This window comes from Rheinheimera pleomorphica (assembly GCF_011634895.1).
GTDB lineage: Bacteria > Pseudomonadota > Gammaproteobacteria > Enterobacterales > Alteromonadaceae > Alishewanella > Alishewanella pleomorphica.
Genome location: NZ_SIRR01000032.1, coordinates 26,422 through 43,146, shown reverse-complemented (window position 1 = coordinate 43,146; position 16,725 = coordinate 26,422). Strand labels below are relative to the sequence as shown.

Annotated in this window: 14 protein-coding genes; 8 read left to right on the top strand and 6 right to left on the bottom strand. The window is 52.1% G+C overall.

The window, feature by feature from the left end; all coding sequences use genetic code 11:
* Positions 1–132 precede the first annotated feature (132 nt).
* The 6 genes from mmsB to EYB30_RS18145 all read right to left on the bottom strand — a co-directional run bounded on the left by mmsB (position 133) and on the right by EYB30_RS18145 (position 7,394).
* On the bottom strand, positions 133–1,020 hold the full coding sequence (gene mmsB / locus EYB30_RS18170; protein WP_166840957.1) for a 3-hydroxyisobutyrate dehydrogenase: 888 nt from the start codon (positions 1,018–1,020) through the stop codon (positions 133–135).
* A 12-nt stretch (positions 1,021–1,032) separates the two neighbouring features.
* Positions 1,033–2,175 carry an enoyl-CoA hydratase/isomerase family protein gene (locus tag EYB30_RS18165; protein WP_166840955.1) on the bottom strand — a complete coding sequence of 381 codons (1,143 nt, stop codon included), beginning with the start codon at positions 2,173–2,175 and terminating at the stop codon, positions 1,033–1,035.
* Entirely contained in the window at positions 2,175–2,948 is a 774-nt protein-coding gene (locus tag EYB30_RS18160) for an enoyl-CoA hydratase (RefSeq protein ID WP_166840953.1), read from the bottom strand. Before EYB30_RS18160 ends, EYB30_RS18165 begins: the two co-directional genes overlap by 1 nt.
* 165 nt (positions 2,949–3,113) lie before the next feature.
* The gene (locus EYB30_RS18155; protein ID WP_166840951.1) at positions 3,114–4,271 is read right to left on the bottom strand and encodes an acyl-CoA dehydrogenase family protein; all 1,158 of its coding nucleotides are present in this window, start codon (positions 4,269–4,271) and stop codon (positions 3,114–3,116) included.
* Positions 4,272–4,570: 299 nt separating this feature from the next.
* A complete protein-coding gene (locus EYB30_RS18150) occupies positions 4,571–6,067 on the bottom strand; it encodes a CoA-acylating methylmalonate-semialdehyde dehydrogenase (protein ID WP_166840949.1) in 1,497 nt (498 codons plus the stop codon).
* A 145-nt stretch (positions 6,068–6,212) separates the two neighbouring features.
* A complete protein-coding gene (locus EYB30_RS18145; protein ID WP_166840947.1) occupies positions 6,213–7,394 on the bottom strand; it encodes a thiolase family protein in 1,182 nt (393 codons plus the stop codon).
* A 265-nt stretch (positions 7,395–7,659) separates the two neighbouring features.
* Here EYB30_RS18145 and EYB30_RS18140 point away from each other — a divergent pair, with 265 nt between their 5' ends.
* From EYB30_RS18140 to EYB30_RS18105, 8 genes are all read left to right on the top strand, one after another.
* Complete coding sequence (locus EYB30_RS18140) at positions 7,660–8,064, top strand: MerR family transcriptional regulator (protein WP_166840945.1); 405 nt, start codon at positions 7,660–7,662, stop codon at positions 8,062–8,064.
* 33 nt (positions 8,065–8,097) lie between these two features.
* Positions 8,098–9,267, top strand: coding sequence for an isovaleryl-CoA dehydrogenase (locus EYB30_RS18135; protein ID WP_166840944.1), 1,170 nt, complete (start codon positions 8,098–8,100; stop codon positions 9,265–9,267).
* Positions 9,268–9,331: 64 nt separating this feature from the next.
* Positions 9,332–10,939, top strand: coding sequence for a carboxyl transferase domain-containing protein (locus tag EYB30_RS18130; protein WP_166840943.1), 1,608 nt, complete (start codon positions 9,332–9,334; stop codon positions 10,937–10,939).
* A gap of 308 nt (positions 10,940–11,247) precedes the next feature.
* Positions 11,248–12,048: an enoyl-CoA hydratase/isomerase family protein gene (locus tag EYB30_RS18125; RefSeq protein ID WP_166840942.1), complete on the top strand. Its 801-nt coding sequence runs from the start codon at positions 11,248–11,250 to the stop codon at positions 12,046–12,048.
* On the top strand, positions 12,048–14,033 hold the full coding sequence (locus tag EYB30_RS18120; RefSeq protein ID WP_166840941.1) for an acetyl/propionyl/methylcrotonyl-CoA carboxylase subunit alpha: 1,986 nt from the start codon (positions 12,048–12,050) through the stop codon (positions 14,031–14,033). Before EYB30_RS18125 ends, EYB30_RS18120 begins: the two co-directional genes overlap by 1 nt.
* Positions 14,030–14,944: a hydroxymethylglutaryl-CoA lyase gene (locus tag EYB30_RS18115; protein ID WP_166840940.1), complete on the top strand. Its 915-nt coding sequence runs from the start codon at positions 14,030–14,032 to the stop codon at positions 14,942–14,944. Before EYB30_RS18120 ends, EYB30_RS18115 begins: the two co-directional genes overlap by 4 nt.
* 323 nt (positions 14,945–15,267) lie before the next feature.
* Positions 15,268–15,969 (top strand): CoA transferase subunit A, encoded by a 702-nt coding sequence (locus EYB30_RS18110; RefSeq protein WP_166840939.1) that lies wholly within the window; start codon positions 15,268–15,270, stop codon positions 15,967–15,969.
* Between the two features lie 10 nt (positions 15,970–15,979).
* Positions 15,980–16,639, top strand: coding sequence for a CoA transferase subunit B (locus EYB30_RS18105; protein ID WP_166840936.1), 660 nt, complete (start codon positions 15,980–15,982; stop codon positions 16,637–16,639).
* The last annotated feature ends 86 nt before the right edge of the window (positions 16,640–16,725 follow it).

The window sequence follows — 16,725 nt, the reverse complement described above, 5'->3', positions numbered from 1 at the left end:
AGCGGATACGGATGTACTTTTTTCTGAGACCGTTGGAGGCCATGGATGGCCGGAATCGAGCCCCATGGACGGTTTATGGCGTGTCTCAGAAAAAATGTACGCAGTAGCCGCGTGACTTCACTACTTAACCAATTACTTCTTTTCAAACAGCTTAAAAATGCTGGAAAAATCCAGTTTGCCATTACCGGCCCGCTGGTGCGCCACGTACAGGCTACGCGCCAGTGCACCCATTGGCGTGCTGCTGTTACTTTGCATCGCCGCTTCCAGTGCCAGGCCTAAATCTTTGGCCATTAAATCGACCATAAAGCCGCCCTGATAACCGTTTGACGATGGCACATTGGGCATTACATCCGGACAAGGGTTATACAGCTCTAATGTCCAGTTACGGCCTGAGCTTTTCAGCATAATCTCTGACAGCACTTTCGGGTCCAGGCCGTTATCCACGCCCATTTGCAGCGCTTCTGAGGTGCCTACCATTAAAATGCTTAACAGCATATTGTTACAAATTTTCGCCACCTGCCCGGCGCCAACATCACCGGCGTGAAACAGGTTTTTGCCCATATTGCCAAGCACAGTTTTCGCGCGCTCAAAATGCGCCGCATCGCCGCCAACAATAAAGGTTAGCGTGCCGGCCTTAGCACCACCGACACCACCGGATACCGGTGCATCGATAAAGGCGATGCCTTGTGCAAAGAGGCCCGCACCGACTTTACGCGCGCTGTCGGCGTCAATGGTTGAGCAGTCAATCACCAATGCCTCTTTACTGATGTTGCCTGCGATGCCCTGCTCGCCTAAGTACAGCCCCAGAACGTGCTTACCGGCCGGCAGCATCGAAATAACAAACTCAGCGCCGGTTACCGCCTCTGCCGCAGTGGCAGCCACCGCAGCGCCCCCGGCTTTTACCTGTGCCAATGCCGCGGCCGATAAATCAAAGGCCGTCACGTTGTGGCCGGCTTTCACCAGATTGATGGCCATAGGGCCACCCATATTACCTAAGCCTATAAATGCAACCTTCGCCATATTTGCTCCTGATTAGTTATCGGTTTGGCCCAAATCGCGCAGCGGGTGCTCGTTAGCTGCCCACGGTGAGCGGAACAGCTCGTCAATTACGCTTTGCGGCACCTCATCTACCGTTTTATATTGCCACTTCGGTTGTAAATCTTTGTCCATTAATAGCGCACGCACACCTTCGGTAAACTCGCCCAGCTTGCCGCATTGCACACTTAAACCCAGCTCCAGACGGAAACTGTCGGCCAGAATTTTGCTCTGCCCCAGCTTTAACAGCTCAAATACAATGTGCGCGGTGATAGGGCTGCCATAGGCCAGCGATTCTTTGGCTTTTTGCAGCCATTTATCTTCACCAGCCATAGTATTAATTGCAGCGATCACGTTTTGCAGATTGTCGTGGTTGGCCAACTGCTCAATTTCACCCTGATGCGGCCGGATATTACTCAGCGGCATCTGGGTGCGGCACTGATCTTCTTCACTACGCAGCACATCGCTCAGCTTCTGATGGTTAAGCGCTATGGTATCGCCCCAGTTAATGCTGAGCAGCTTTTGCAGCAGCGCGTCTTTGCGCTCATGCAACAAGAAGTTATCGGCCAGACCAATAAACTTGGCATCGGCGGCGTTAATAGAGGCACCGGTTAAGCCTAAAAACAGACCGCAACCGGCCGGCATCCGGTTTAAAAACCAGCTGGCGCCAACATCGGGGTATAAGCCAATCGCCATCTCCGGCATCGCGATGCGGCTGCTTGCAGTCACCACCCGATGCGAGGCCCCCGCCATCAGGCCTAAACCGCCGCCCATAACAATGCCATTACCCCATACCAGCACCGGCTTACCAAAGGTGTGGATTAAGTAATCCAGCGTGTATTCTTTGGTGAAAAACTCTTCAACATAGGGCGCATACTCACCCGGCTTATCCAGCATGGCTTTGTATAGATCACGAATATCGCCGCCGGCGCAGAAGGCTTTATCGCCAGCGCCCTGCAGCAATACCATACTAATGCTATTGTCGACTTGCCAGGCTTGCAGTTGTGGCAGCAGTGACTCAACCATCGGCAGGCTTAAAGCATTTAGCGATTTTTCTGAGTTAAGCGTGGCGACGCCAATTTTCTTACCATTCTGAGCTGTTAATTCCTGATACAGCACCACCTCATTTACCGCGCTCATTAGCCGTTCACCCAGTTAGCTTTGCGTTTTTCTAAAAACGCCTGCACACCTTCAACCTGATCTTTGGTATCGAACAAGCCAACAAACAGCTCGCGCTCCAGCGGCAATGCGCTTTGCATAGTGCCACTGCGGCCTTTTTGGATCAGCGTCTTACAAGCGCTAACAGCAGACGGGCTTTGCTCAGCCACTTTTTCCGCCATGGCCAGTGCACTTTCCAGTGCCATACCGGTTGCCACAACTTCTTCTACCAGGCCAATTTGCTGTGCTTTTTCTGCACCGATACGCTCACCACAGAGGATCATGCGTTTCGCCCAACCTTCGCCCACTAACCAGGCCAGGTTCTGGGTGCCGCCAGCGCAAGGCAGTAACCCCACTTTGGCCTCTGGCAGCGCCATTTGGGCTTGTTGCTCGGCGATACGGATATCACAGGCCAGTGCGACTTCTAAGCCACCACCCATGGCATAGCCGTTGATCGCGGCAATCGATACACCACGAAATGCGCTTAAGGTTTCGAACGCTTCGCCAAAGATACGTGACATGTCGCTGGCTACGGCTTTATCGCCGTCTGCAAACAGTTTTAAATCGGCACCGGCTGAGAAGAACTTTTCGCCTTCGCCGGTAATCACTAAGGCATAGATATTTTTGTCGGCATCCAGGCTTTTAACCGCATCACGCAGTTGGGTTAAGGTTTCCGCCGTCCAGGTATTTGCCGGCGGGTTTGACATGGTGATAAGCGCCGTGTGGCCGCGTTTTTCGAGTTTTAGTTGAGCCATTGTTGTCTCCTGATCTGGGCGTAGTTTATGCAACGTGCCCGGTGAAACAGCATTGTCCACACCGACACGCCATAAACCATCCCTGGGGCTCGACTCCGGCCATCCATGGCCTCCAACGGTCGGTTTAGAACAATCCTGTTCCCCCAGATTGAGTTCATCTACCAGTTACAGAATGTCGCCTGCGGCTTCATCCAGTAAACGCCGGCCAATAATCAGCCGCATAATTTCGTTGGTGCCTTCCAAAATCTGATGCACACGTACATCACGGAAATGCCGCTCCAGCGGGTATTCTTTAATGTAGCCATAACCACCGTGCAGTTGCAGCGCCTGATCGCACACCTGGAAGCCAACGTCAGTCGCAAAGCGTTTTGCCATAGCACAGTACGCTGTCGCTTCGCTGTCTTTCTGATCCAGTTTAAACGCCGCTAAACGCACTAACTGCCGCGCGGCAACCAGCTCGGTTGCCATATCGGCCAGTTTAAACTGCAGTGCCTGAAACGCTGCCAGTGGCTTACCAAACTGCTGACGCTCCAACATATAGTTACGCGCGGTGTTAAGTGCCTGCTGCGCGGTACCAATTGAACAGGTTGCGATATTGATACGGCCGCCGTCTAAACCTTTCATGGCAAAGCTAAAACCTTCACCTTCGTTACCTAACAGGTAATGTGCCGGAATACGTACGTCTTCAAAAGTGATCAAGCGGGTCGGCTGCGCGTTCCAGCCCATTTTCTCTTCTGCTTTGCCGTAGATAACGCCCTTGGCATCCGCTGGCACGATAAAGGCTGAAATGCCTTTAGGCCCGGCTTCACCGGTACGCGCCATCACTACCAACACCTCAGTTGAACCGGCGCCGGAGATAAACATTTTCGAGCCGTTTAATACGTACTCATCGCCATCTTTTTTCGCTGTAGTGCGAAGCCCGGCGGCATCCGAACCTGAGCCTGGCTCAGTTAAGCAATAAGACGCCAGTTTCTGGCCTGTAACCAGATGCTCCATCCACTGTGCTTTAGCATCACTGGTACCCCAGTTGGCGATCATCCAGGTGGCCATATTGTGAATGGTCAGCATCGCGGTAGTCGCGGTACAGCCCATAGACAGCTGTTCGAAAATAATGGATGAATCTAAACGTGATAGCCCCATACCGCCGTCATCTTCCGGCGTGTACAGTGAGCAGAAACCCAGCTCACCGGCTTTTTGAATAACGTCTTTTGGAAAGTGGTGATCGCGATCCCACTGGGCTGCGTGTGGCGCCAGTTCTTGTTCGGCAAACTGTTTGGCCACATCGACAAAGGCTTGTTGGTCTTCTGTTAAATTGAAATTCATAGTTGGTCCTGCTTATCCAATCGGCTTTCGAGCTTCCGTACATTTAACATGCTCGCCCGTTCGCCGCTCCGAAATGTCGGATCACCCGGCTCACTCTTGATCGCTCGCTAAGTTAAATCTACTCCGCTCGGCGCCTTGTTAACCGCTTCGAATCTGCATCGCAGAAGGACTGCAGACTTTACTTAGCCGACCGTTGGAGGCCATGGATGGCCGGAGTCGAGCCCCATGGATGGTTTATGGCGTGTCGGCGTGTAAAGTGTGCAGGCCTGAGCCTGACCAAAATCAGGCTCCGTGTTGCCTTAACGCAAATTAATCGACATATTCGGGCCAGACACCTGAATATCGTCATCAAACCAGCGCGCTGTAATGGTCTTCGTTTCAGTGTAAAAACGCACTGCCTGCTTACCGTAGGCATGCTGGTCGCCGTAGAACGAGCCTTTCCAGCCAGTAAACGAGAAGAATGGCAGAGGCACCGGAATAGGAATATTGATACCTACCTGACCCACTTCCACTTCGTGCTGATACTTACGTGCAGCCGCGCCGCTGGCAGTAAAAATAGAGGTGCCGTTACCGTATGGGCTTTCGTTAACCACTTTCAGCGCTTCATCCAGTGATCCTACTGTCATGGTAGACAGTACCGGGCCAAAGATTTCCTGCTTATAAATTTCCATCTCGGTAGTCACGTTGCTAAACACCGTCGGGCCAACCCAGTTACCGTTCGGGTAACCGTCAACTTTACAGTCAGAACCATCCAGTACGCAGGTAGCACCTTCTTTTTTGCCTTGCTCAATCAGTGACAACACGCGGGCACGTGCCTGCGGGCTGATTTGCGGGCCATAGGCAGCGTTAGGGTCGGTGTAAACACCCGGACGTACCTTGCCTATAGCTGCGGCCACTTCCGGGATCCAATCAGCTGCTGCGCCAACAAATACCGCGACAGAAATCGCCATACAGCGCTGGCCGGCCGCACCGACTGAAGCGCCCACTAAGGCATTGATCACCTGCTGTTTGTTCGCATCCGGCATGATGACCATATGGTTTTTCGCACCGGCAAAGGCCTGTACGCGTTTTAGGTTGTCAGTGCCGGTTTTGTAAATGTACTGGCCAACATTAACTGAACCGACAAACGAAATGGCTTTGATATCCGGATGGTGCAAAATGGCATCAACCTGCTCTTTCGCGCCATGTACCACCTGTAATACGCCTTTGGGCGCGCCGGCTTGTACAAACAGCTCGGCAATTTTGTTTACCGTCATCGGATCTTGCTCAGACGGCTTTAAAATAAAGGTGTTGCCACAGGCAATGGCCATCGGGAACATCCACAGCGGGATCATCGCCGGGAAGTTAAACGGGGTAATACCGGCACACACGCCCAGCGGCTGGATGTAGCTGTAGGTGTCGATGCTGCGCGCGACGTTTTCTACCGTCTCACCCATCATTAATGACGGTATATTCGCGGCCTGTTCTACTACCTCGATACCGCGCCAGACGTCGCCTTTGGCATCTTCGACTGTTTTACCCAGCTCTTTACAGATAATGTCAGCAATATCAGCCTGGTGCTCTTTTAATAAATGCGCAAAACGCATCATTAAACGAGCGCGCTCTGATACTGGCACTTCTTTCCAGGTTTTAAACGCGGCCTTGGCCGATTCGATCGCTTGCTCCATTTCACTTGGCGTGGCGCAGGCCACCTGAGCAATCACCTCTTGTGTTGCCGGGTTGGTCACGGCGATCAATTTGTCACCTGTTGGTGCGACAAACTCGCCGTCGATAAAATGCTTAACCTGTTGTGTCATGTTGCTTCTCCCGATTGTTTGGGTGTACTGCCGGCGTTTATATCTGTGTAATTATGCAAAGTTGCCGTCAGTTAATTTGTCTTTATTACTGCAGTTGCCGTGAGCCGGTTGCAAAGCCTGCTATGCTTGCAAACTCTTTGCGTTGTTACAGTACTTCTACCGCCAATGCTACGGCTTCGCCGCCACCGATACACAGTGAGGCAACGCCTTTGCTTAAACCGCGGTTGCGCAGCGCATGAATAAGGGTAACCAGAATGCGCGCACCTGAAGCACCGATAGGATGGCCCAGCGCACAGGCGCCGCCGTTCACGTTTACTTTGCTCTCGTCCAGGCCCAGCTCATTAATGGCCAGCATAGTTACCATGGCAAAAGCTTCGTTAATTTCCCACAGATCTACCTGCTGTTTATCCCAGCCAGCTTTTTGCAGCACTTTTTGCATTGCGCCAACCGGGGCTACGGTAAACAGAGCCGGTTCCATTGAATTTGTCGCATGCGCTACCACGCGTGCCAGTGGCTTAGCACCTTGGGCTTTGGCATCAGACTCGCGCATTAAAATCAGCGCAGCGGCGCCGTCTGAAATTGAGCTGGAGTTAGCCGCCGTAATAGTGCCATCTTTGGCAAAAGCCGGCCGCAGCGTTGGAATTTTATCTACCTTGGCATTGCCAGGCTGCTCATCTACCGCAAAGGTCATTTCACCTTTGCGGGTCTGGAAAGTGACCGGGGTAATTTCGCCTTCAAAAGCGCCAGAGTTGATCGCCTGCTGCGCACGGGTTAACGATTGCACGGCAAAGGCATCCATTTGCTCACGGCTAATGCCTTTCTCGTCTGCTGTCTGCTGCGCAAAACAGCCCATGGCTTTACCGTCGTAGGCATTTTCCAGGCCGTCTAACATCATATGATCTTTAATTTGGCCGTGGCCCATACGGTAACCGCTACGGGCTTTATCCAGCAGGTAAGGCGCGTTACTCATCGATTCCATACCACCGGCCACTACTACATCGGCGCTGCCGGCTTTTAATAAATCGCTGGCCAGCATCACCGCTTTTAAGCCGGAACCACATACTTTATTAATGGTGGTAGCGCCTGCTGTTAACGGTAAGCCGGCTTTTAACGTGGCCTGACGCGCGGGTGCCTGGCCTAAACCGGCTGGCAGCACGTTGCCCATAATCACTTCGCTAACCTTATCGCCGCTTATACCAGCCTGCTCTAATGCTGCTTTAATCGCCGTTGCGCCAAGCACAGTGGCGTCAACATCAGCTAAGCCGCCCATAAAGCCGCCCATGGCGGTACGTTTTGCAGCAACGATAACAATATTTTCGCTAGCCATATAAATCTCCAAAAAAAGCTGTCGGCTAAAAAGTTGCTCCAGAGCCTACACCAAATTTACGTTTACGCCAACGTCAACCACCTAACACTATGGTAGGGTGCTGCGCTTTTGGTTCAGCAAAGTGTACAGTCTGACCAGCGCAAACTGGCATTTTTGCTTTACAAAGGTGGCAAAAATGGCCGTTTTGCCGACTTAGCTTCACGCCATCAGCTTTACCTTTACGTAAACTTCACTTATATTGACTGCGTTTTCGGGGATGGCGTTTATGACAGAAAAAGAAGAAAAAACATACAGTATCAGCGAACTGGCCAAAGAGTTTGATATTACTACCCGTAGTATCCGCTTTTATGAAGATCAGGGGCTGATCACGCCTTTACGTAACGGCCAAACCCGTATTTACAGTAAGCGCGACCGGGTAAGGTTAAAGCTTATTTTACGCGGCAAGCGCTTGGGTTTTAGCCTGGCAGAAACCGGCCAGCTGTTTGAACTGTACGACGCTGATAAAAGCAGCGTCACCCAATTAAGTACCATGCTGAAACTGATTGAGCTGAAAAAAGCCGAACTGCATCAGCAGATGGACGATATCAAAGTAGTGCTGATGGAGCTGGTAACGGTAGAAAAACGTTGCCGCGACACCTTAGCCGACGCCAAACAACATAAAACTGCCTAAGCAGTTGAAGAACATAGCAAACGGGGATCCACAATGATTAGCAGTTATAAAGGGCTTAATTTCGATTTAGGCGAAACGGTAGATATGATCCGCGAGCAGGTTAACGCCTTTGCCCGCGAAGAAATCGCCCCGCGCGCCGCCCATATTGACGAAAAAAATGAATTCCCGAATGAGCTGTGGCGCAAATTCGGTGATTTAGGCCTGCTGGGCATTACCGTCGATGAAAAATACGGCGGCTCAGGTTTAGGTTACTTAGAGCACGTAGTAGCACTGGAAGAAATCAGCCGCGCCTCAGCCTCGGTTGGCTTATCCTACGGTGCGCATTCTAACCTGTGTGTAAACCAGATATTCCGCAACGGCAGCGAAGCGCAGAAGTTGAAATATCTGCCAAAACTGTGCTCGGGCGAGCATATCGGTGCCTTGGCGATGAGTGAACCGAACGCCGGTTCAGACGTGGTCAGCATGAAACTGCGCGCTGAGAAACAAGGCGACAAGTACATTTTAAATGGCAACAAGATGTGGATCACCAATGGCCCGGATGCACACACCTATGTAATTTACGCCAAAACCGACATTAATGCCGGCTCTAAGGGCATTACTGCGTTTATCGTCGAGCGCGGCACTAAAGGCTTTAGCACAGCGCAGAAGCTGGATAAATTAGGTATGCGCGGCTCTAACACCTGTGAGCTGGTGTTTGAAGACTGCGAAGTACCAGAGGAAAACGTGCTGGGCCAGGTTGGCGGTGGCGTTAAGGTATTAATGAGCGGTCTGGACTACGAGCGCGTGGTGTTATCAGCCGGTCCACTGGGCATTATGCAAGCTTGTATGGACGTGGTAGTGCCGTATATTCACGACCGTAAGCAGTTTGGTCAATCTATCGGTGAATTCCAGCTGGTACAGGGTAAATTGGCCGATATGTACACTCAGATGAACGCCGCTAAGTCTTACGTTTATACCGTCGCCAAAGCTTGTGATCGCGGTGAAACCACCCGTAAAGATGCGGCGGCGGTTATTCTGTACTCGGCAGAGCTGGCCACCAAGATGGCGCTGGATGCAATTCAGTTGTTAGGCGGTAATGGCTATATTAACGAGTACCCTACCGGACGCTTACTGCGTGATGCCAAGCTGTACGAAATTGGCGCAGGCACCTCGGAAATCCGCCGTATGCTGATTGGCCGCGAACTGTTTACTGAATCAAACTAAACGCAAGACAAACCTTTCCAGCTATTCTGCACCGGGCCTGCAGGCCCGGTTAAAGGTGACTTAAGTGACCAGAATTACCTCAAAAATCAATCCTCGCGCTGAGGACTTCCAGAAAAACGCCGCCGCCATGCAGGCCGTGGTCGATGATCTGCAAAGCAAAGTACAGCAAATTAAACTCGGTGGCGGTGAAGCCTTAATTGCCCGTCATACCGCACGCGGTAAGTTGTTTGTGCGTGATCGCATTCAAAAGCTGCTCGATCCGGGCTCGCCTTTTTTAGAAATTGGCCAGTTTGCCGGCTGGGAATGCTACGACGATTACGTACCCAGTGCCGGTGTTGTCGCGGGTATTGGCCGCGTTAGTGGTGTCGAGTGCATGATTGTCGCCAACGACGCCACGGTAAAAGGCGGTACCTACTACCCGCTTACCGTGAAAAAGCATTTACGCGCCCAGGAAATTGCCGAGCGCTGCCACCTGCCGTGTATTTATCTGGTCGACTCAGGCGGTGCTAACCTGCCACGCCAGGATGAAGTATTCCCGGATAAACTGCACTTTGGCCGTATCTTCTTTAACCAGGCGAATATGTCGGCTAAAGGCATACCACAAATTGCTGTAGTAATGGGCTTGTGTACTGCTGGCGGTGCTTATGTACCGGCAATGGCCGATGAAAGCATTATCGTAAAAGAGCAAGGTACCATCTTTTTAGCCGGCCCGCCGCTGGTAAAAGCTGCCACCGGTGAAGAAGTCTCCGCCGAAGAGCTCGGCGGTGCTGACGTACATTGTAAAATCTCCGGTGTGGCGGATCACTATGCGTTAAACGACGAGCACGCGCTGCAACTGGCCCGCAATGCGGTATCGCGCTTAAACCGCCCTACCCCACAGCAGATGGATATTAAACCGGCGCAAGAGCCGCTGTATGACGCCAAAGAGCTGTACGGCATAGTCGGCACCGATTTACGCAAGCCGTTTGATGTTAAAGAAGTGATTGCCCGCATCGTCGATGGCTCTGACTTTGATGAATTTAAACAATACTATGGTGCCACCCTGGTGTGCGGTTTTGCGCGCATTTTCGGCTACCCGGTTGGTATCGTCGCCAATAACGGGATCTTATTCTCCGAATCTGCACAAAAAGGTGCACACTTTATTGAGCTGTGTGCCCAGCGCAAAATACCCCTGCTATTTTTGCAAAACATTACCGGCTTTATGGTAGGTAAAAAGTACGAAGCCGAAGGCATTGCCAAGCACGGCGCTAAAATGGTGATGGCAGTAAGCTGCGCCAAGGTGCCCAAATTTACTGTGTTGATTGGCGGCAGCTACGGCGCCGGTAATTACGGCATGTGCGGCCGCGCTTACGACCCCACCATGATGTGGATATGGCCCAATGCGCGTATTTCGGTAATGGGCGGTGAGCAAGCCGCCGGTGTAATGGCGCAGGTGACTAAAGATGGTTTGGCGCGTAAAGGCGAAACGCTGTCGGCAGATGCGGAAAAAGCGCTGAAGCAACCGATTATTGAGCAGTACGAAAAACAGGGCCACCCGTATTATGCCAGTGGTCGCTTGTGGGACGATGGCATTATCGACCCGGCACAGACACGGATGACAGTGGGGCTGGCATTAGCCGCTGCGCTGAATGCACCGATTGAAGAGAGCCGTTTTGGCGTGTTTCGGATGTGATGCCACTATGATGCAGACAATCGCAATCACTCCGTACAACTTTGTCAGAACACGCCGTGAATACATCCCTGTAGGCTCGTGTTTTTCGTCCCTGAAAAACACGGTTCTGAGCAAAGTGCACTGCGCGCTTGCTGCACCGGATATCAAGCGGGTGCGGATGTGATTTTTTCGGCGACCGTTGGAGGCCATGGATGGCCGGAATCGAGCCCCATGGAGGGTTTATGGCGTGTCGCAGAAAAAACTTCACGCAGCAACCGCGATTTCGAAGAAATGCAGTCACAAGTTGCATTAACACTTTCGGAGACAAAATGAACCAGGTTTACACAGAAGTCAGTATCGACCCGCGCGGCGTAGCCACCCTAGCGCTAAACCGTCCCGAGGTACACAACGCCTTTGACGATGCCATGATCGCCGAGCTTATCGCTGTGCTAAAAGACTTAGCCAATAACGATAAAGTGCGGGTATTGGTGCTGGCTGCTAACGGCAAAAACTTCTCTGCCGGTGCCGACTTAAATTGGATGCGCTCTATGGCGCAAAAAGACTACCAGCAAAATTTAAATGACGCCGCTGAACTGGCCACCCTAATGCACCGGCTGGATAAATTCCCTAAACCTACCCTCGCCCTGATAAAAGGTGCAGCCTTTGGCGGCGCTTTAGGTTTGGTTGCCTGCTGCGATATCGCCATTGCCGAAGAGAATGCCAGCTTCTGCTTAAGCGAAGTGCGTATTGGCCTTATTCCTGCGGTGATTAGCCCTTATGTCATGCGCGCCATTGGTGAGCGTGAAAGCCGGCGTTATTTTTTAACTGCCGAGCGCTTTATGGCACCGACGGCGAAAAAGCTTGGTCTGCTGCATGAAGTAGTAACCGAAGGTGAATTAGCCGACAGCGCTGAAACCTTTATCAACACTCTGCTGCAAAACAGCCCGGCGGCATTAACAGCTGCCAAGTCGCTGATCCACAATATTTATAATCGCAAGATCAGCAATAACGTAATAGCCCATACCGAACAAGCGATTGCTGAAATACGGGTATCACCGGAAGGTCAGGAAGGCTTAACGGCATTCCTCGAAAAACGTAAACCGGCCTGGCTGGGCAAGGAAAACGCATAATGTTTCGTAAAATATTAATCGCCAACCGCGGTGAAATTGCCTGCCGCGTTATCGACACTGCACATAAACTCGGTATCCGCTGCGTGGCGGTATATTCCGAAGCCGACGCCAATGCCCGCCATGTGCGCATGGCCGACGAAGCCTATTTGCTGGGCCCGGCGCCAAGTAAAGATTCTTACCTGCGGGCAGATAAAATTATCGCCATCGCCAAACAAAGCGGCGCAGAAGCCATTCATCCGGGCTATGGCTTTTTATCGGAAAACGAAAGCTTTGCCAAAGCCTGTGAGGAAGCCGGCGTAGTGTTTATCGGCCCACCAGTCGGCGCTATTACTGCTATGGGCTCAAAAAGCGCCGCCAAAGAGATTATGGCCAAAGCCGGCGTACCACTGGTACCGGGTTATCATGGTGATGATCAGTCCGATGACTTACTTAAAACCGAATCAGCCCGCATCGGTTATCCGCAGCTGCTAAAAGCCGCCTACGGTGGTGGTGGTAAAGGTATGCGCGTGGTGTGGAAGCAGGAAGAATTTGCTGATGCTTTGGCCAGTGCGCGGCGTGAAGCCAAAGCCGGCTTTGGCAACGATAAAATGCTGATTGAGCGTTATTTAACCAAGCCACGGCATATTGAAATTCAGGTATTTGCTGACAACCACGGCAATGCCGTGTACTTAGCCGAGCGCGACTGCTCGATACAGCGCCGCCACCAGAAAGTGATTGAAGAAGCGCCGGCACCGAACTTTAGCAGCGAACAGCGAAAAGCCATGGGCGAAGCCGCAGTAAAAGCCGCCAAAGCCATTGATTATCGCGGCGCCGGTACCGTGGAGTTTTTATTCGACGAAGACGGCTCTTTCTACTTTATGGAAATGAACACCCGGCTGCAGGTAGAACACCCGGTTACCGAGATGATCACCGGCCAGGACTTAGTAAAATGGCAGCTGCTGGTCGCCGCCGGCGAAACACTGCCACTGGCGCAGGAGGATATTCAGCTTGATGGTCATGCCATAGAAGTGCGGGTCTATGCCGAAGATCCGGATAACGACTTCCTGCCGCAAACCGGTAAGCTGACCTACTTGCGCCAGCCTGAAGCCAACCGTCATGTGCGGGTGGATACCGGTGTGGTAGAAAATGATGAAGTGTCGCCGTTTTATGACCCGATGATCGCCAAGCTGATTGTTTGGGATGAAAGCCGCGACCGCGCCATCGCCCGCATGTTACGTGCGCTGGACGATTACCGTATTGCCGGTGTTACCACTAACTTAAGCTTTCTAACCAGCTTAACCGAGCACCCGGCGTTTAAAGCGGCCGAGCTTGATACCAACTTTATCAACAAACACCAGCAAAGCTTATTTGCGCCGGCCAATAAAGAAAATAATCAGGCTTTGATACTGGCTGCGCTGTTTATTTTGCAGCAGCAAAAAGCACCGCAAGGCTCGGGCAACAGCTTTAGCCCCTGGCAGTTCAGCCACGGCTGGCGAATGAACGAAACACCAACAGTCGACATTGCACTGCAGCATGGTGAGAACAGCAGTTTGTTAAAAGTGCAGCAACTGCAGCAGCATTATGTGATTGACGTGGCAGGCCAGCAGCTATGCTGCACGGCCGAACTTAACGGCGATGAGCTAAGCGCAGTGCTCGGCGATCACCGCACCAAGGTGCGGGTAAGTCGCTACGGCGACACCATCAGTGTGTTTATCAAACACCAGCGTTATGACTTTATCTACCAGACCGAAGTGGCGACAGAAGTGGAAGGCGCCGATCACGCCGGCAGCTTAACGGCACCGATGAACGGCACTATCGTTGCGGTAATGGCCAAAGCAGGCAGCACGGTAAAAGCCGGTGATACGCTGGTGATTATGGAAGCGATGAAGATGGAATACAGCATAAAAGCGCCGAAAAACGGTGTGGTAAATGAAGTGTTCTATGCCGCTGGCGATCTGGTAAAAGACGGCGCCGAGCTGGTCGATTTTACGCCGGAGGAAGCATGAGTTTACCCAAAAACGTTCGCCTTGTTGAAGTCGGCCCGCGTGATGGCCTGCAAAACGAGCAAAGCGTTAGCACAGCCGATAAAATCGCACTGATTGATATGCTAACCGCCGCAGGCCACAGCTACATTGAAAGCGGCGCCTTTGTCTCGCCGAAGTGGGTGCCGCAGATGGCCGACTCTGCTGAGGTGTTTGCCGGTATCAGCCGCAAAGCCGGTGTTACCTATGCGGCGCTGACCCCGAACTTAAAAGGCTATGCAGCGGCTAAAGCCGCCGGAGCCACTGAAGTCGCCATTTTTGGTGCAGCCTCTGAAGCCTTCAGCCAGAAAAACATTAACTGCAGCATCGCTGAGAGCCTGGAGCGCTTTTTACCTGTGGTAGAAGCCGCCAAAGCCGACGGCATTAAAGTACGTGGTTATGTGTCTTGTGTGGTCGGCTGCCCCTATCAGGGTGATGTTGCGCCTACCGAAGTAGCCTTAGTAGCCAAGGCGCTGTTGGAGATGGGCTGCTACGAAATATCGCTGGGCGATACCATAGGTGTTGGTACGCCGGATAAAGTGAATGCGATGCTGGATGCAGTACTTAGCATGGTGCCGGTAGACAAGCTGGCGGTGCATTTTCACGACACTTATGGCCAGGCGTTAACCAATATTTACGTGGCGCTAAACCGTGGCATAGCAGTGATTGACAGCGCCGTAGCAGGCCTTGGCGGTTGCCCTTACGCTGCCGGTGCGTCAGGCAATGTTGCCACTGAAGATGTGGTGTATTTGCTGAACGGCCTTGGCATTTCGCACGGCATCGATTTAACTGCGCTGGCCAAAGCCGGCTGGTTTATTACCGATAAGCTGGGGAAGCAGCCTAGTTCTAAAGTAGGATTGGCGCTAAGGGCCAAGTGCACGCAAACTGGTAGTTAGTTAACAGCAACAACTAAGGTTCTTCGAACACGGTAATCACTCCGTACAACTTTGCCGGAACACGCCGTAAATACGTCCCTGTAGGCTCCTGTTTTTCATCCATGAAAAACACGGTTCCGGTCAAAGTGCACTACGCGCTTACCTTGGCACAGATGCCAGCGGATGCGGATGTGATTTTTTCGGCGACCGTTGGAGGCCATGGATGGCCGGAGTCGAGCCCCATGGATGGTTTATGGCGTGTCGCAGAAAAAACTTCACGCAGCATCCGCGCAGTCGAAGAGCAGTTCGCAACAGATAGTTCAGCAAAGAACAGAGGACAACAAATGGCAGGGTTTAATAAAGTCGTACATAGCTACGAAGACGCCATGGCAGGCCTGCAGGACGGCATGACCGTTATTGCCGGTGGCTTTGGCTTATGCGGTATACCTGAGGGCTTAATCGCTCAGATCAAGAAAATGAAAACCAAAGATCTCACCGTGGTATCGAACAACTGCGGTGTTGACGGCTTTGGCCTGGGTATTTTGCTGGAAGATAAGCAAATTAAAAAAATGGTTGCCTCTTACGTTGGCGAAAACGCCCTGTTTGAAAAGCAACTGCTTAGCGGCGAGCTGGAAGTAGAGCTCACACCACAAGGTACGCTGGCGGAAAAAATGCGTGCCGGCGGTGCCGGTATACCGGCGTTTTTCACCGCCACCGGTTACGGCACCCCCGTAGCTGAAGGTAAAGAAACCCGCGAAATTAATGGCCGTCACTACGTGTTAGAACCGGCGATTACCGGCGATTTTGCCATAGTGCGCGCCTGGAAAGCTGATCGTTACGGCAACCTGGTGTTTCGTCACACTTCAATGAACTTCAACCCGATGGCGGCCACCGCCGGTAAAATCACCGTGGCGGAAGTTGAAGAAATCGTCGAGCCGGGTGAGCTGGAACCGTCACAAATTCATACCCCGGGTATTTACGTGCAGCGCGTTATTAAAGGCAACTTTGAAAAACGCATTGAACGTCGTATGGTCCGTCAAGGTTAAGGAGGCAACAATGGCTTTATCTCGTGAACAGGTTGCCATGCGCGTGGCGCAGGAGCTGCAAGACGGTTACTACGTAAACTTAGGTATCGGTATTCCTACTCTGGTGGCCAACTATGTGCCGACCGGTATTGAAGTAATGCTGCAATCTGAAAACGGCTTACTGGGTATGGGCCCCTACCCGACGGAAGATGAAATTGACGCCGATATGATTAACGCCGGCAAAGAAACCGTCACCGCTATTAAAGGCGCGGCGATTTTCAGCTCGGCTGAAAGCTTTGCCATGATCCGCGGCGGCCATGTCGATTTAACCGTATTGGGCGCCTTTGAAGTAGACCAAAACGGCAATATCGCCAGTTGGATGATCCCGGGCAAGCTGGTTAAAGGTATGGGCGGCGCGATGGACTTAGTCGCCGGCGCACAAAACATCGTCGTAACCATGACCCATGCTGACAAATACGGCAACAGCAAGCTGCTAACCGACTGCACCCTGCCGCTGACCGGTGTAGGCTGCGTGAAGAAAATCGTTACCGACTTAGCCGTACTGGAAGTACGTAACGGCGCATTTCACCTGTTAGAGCGTGCACCGGGCATTTCGGTAGACGAAATCAAACAAAAAACCGCCGGCAAGCTGGTAATCGACGGCGATATACCGGAGATGGTGTTTAACTAAACAGTACTAGAAAAAAGGCGCCGCGGCGCCTTTTTCTTTTGCTCTGGAGCTTAACGCTTTAACCGCGCCGGCAAGCTGAATGTATC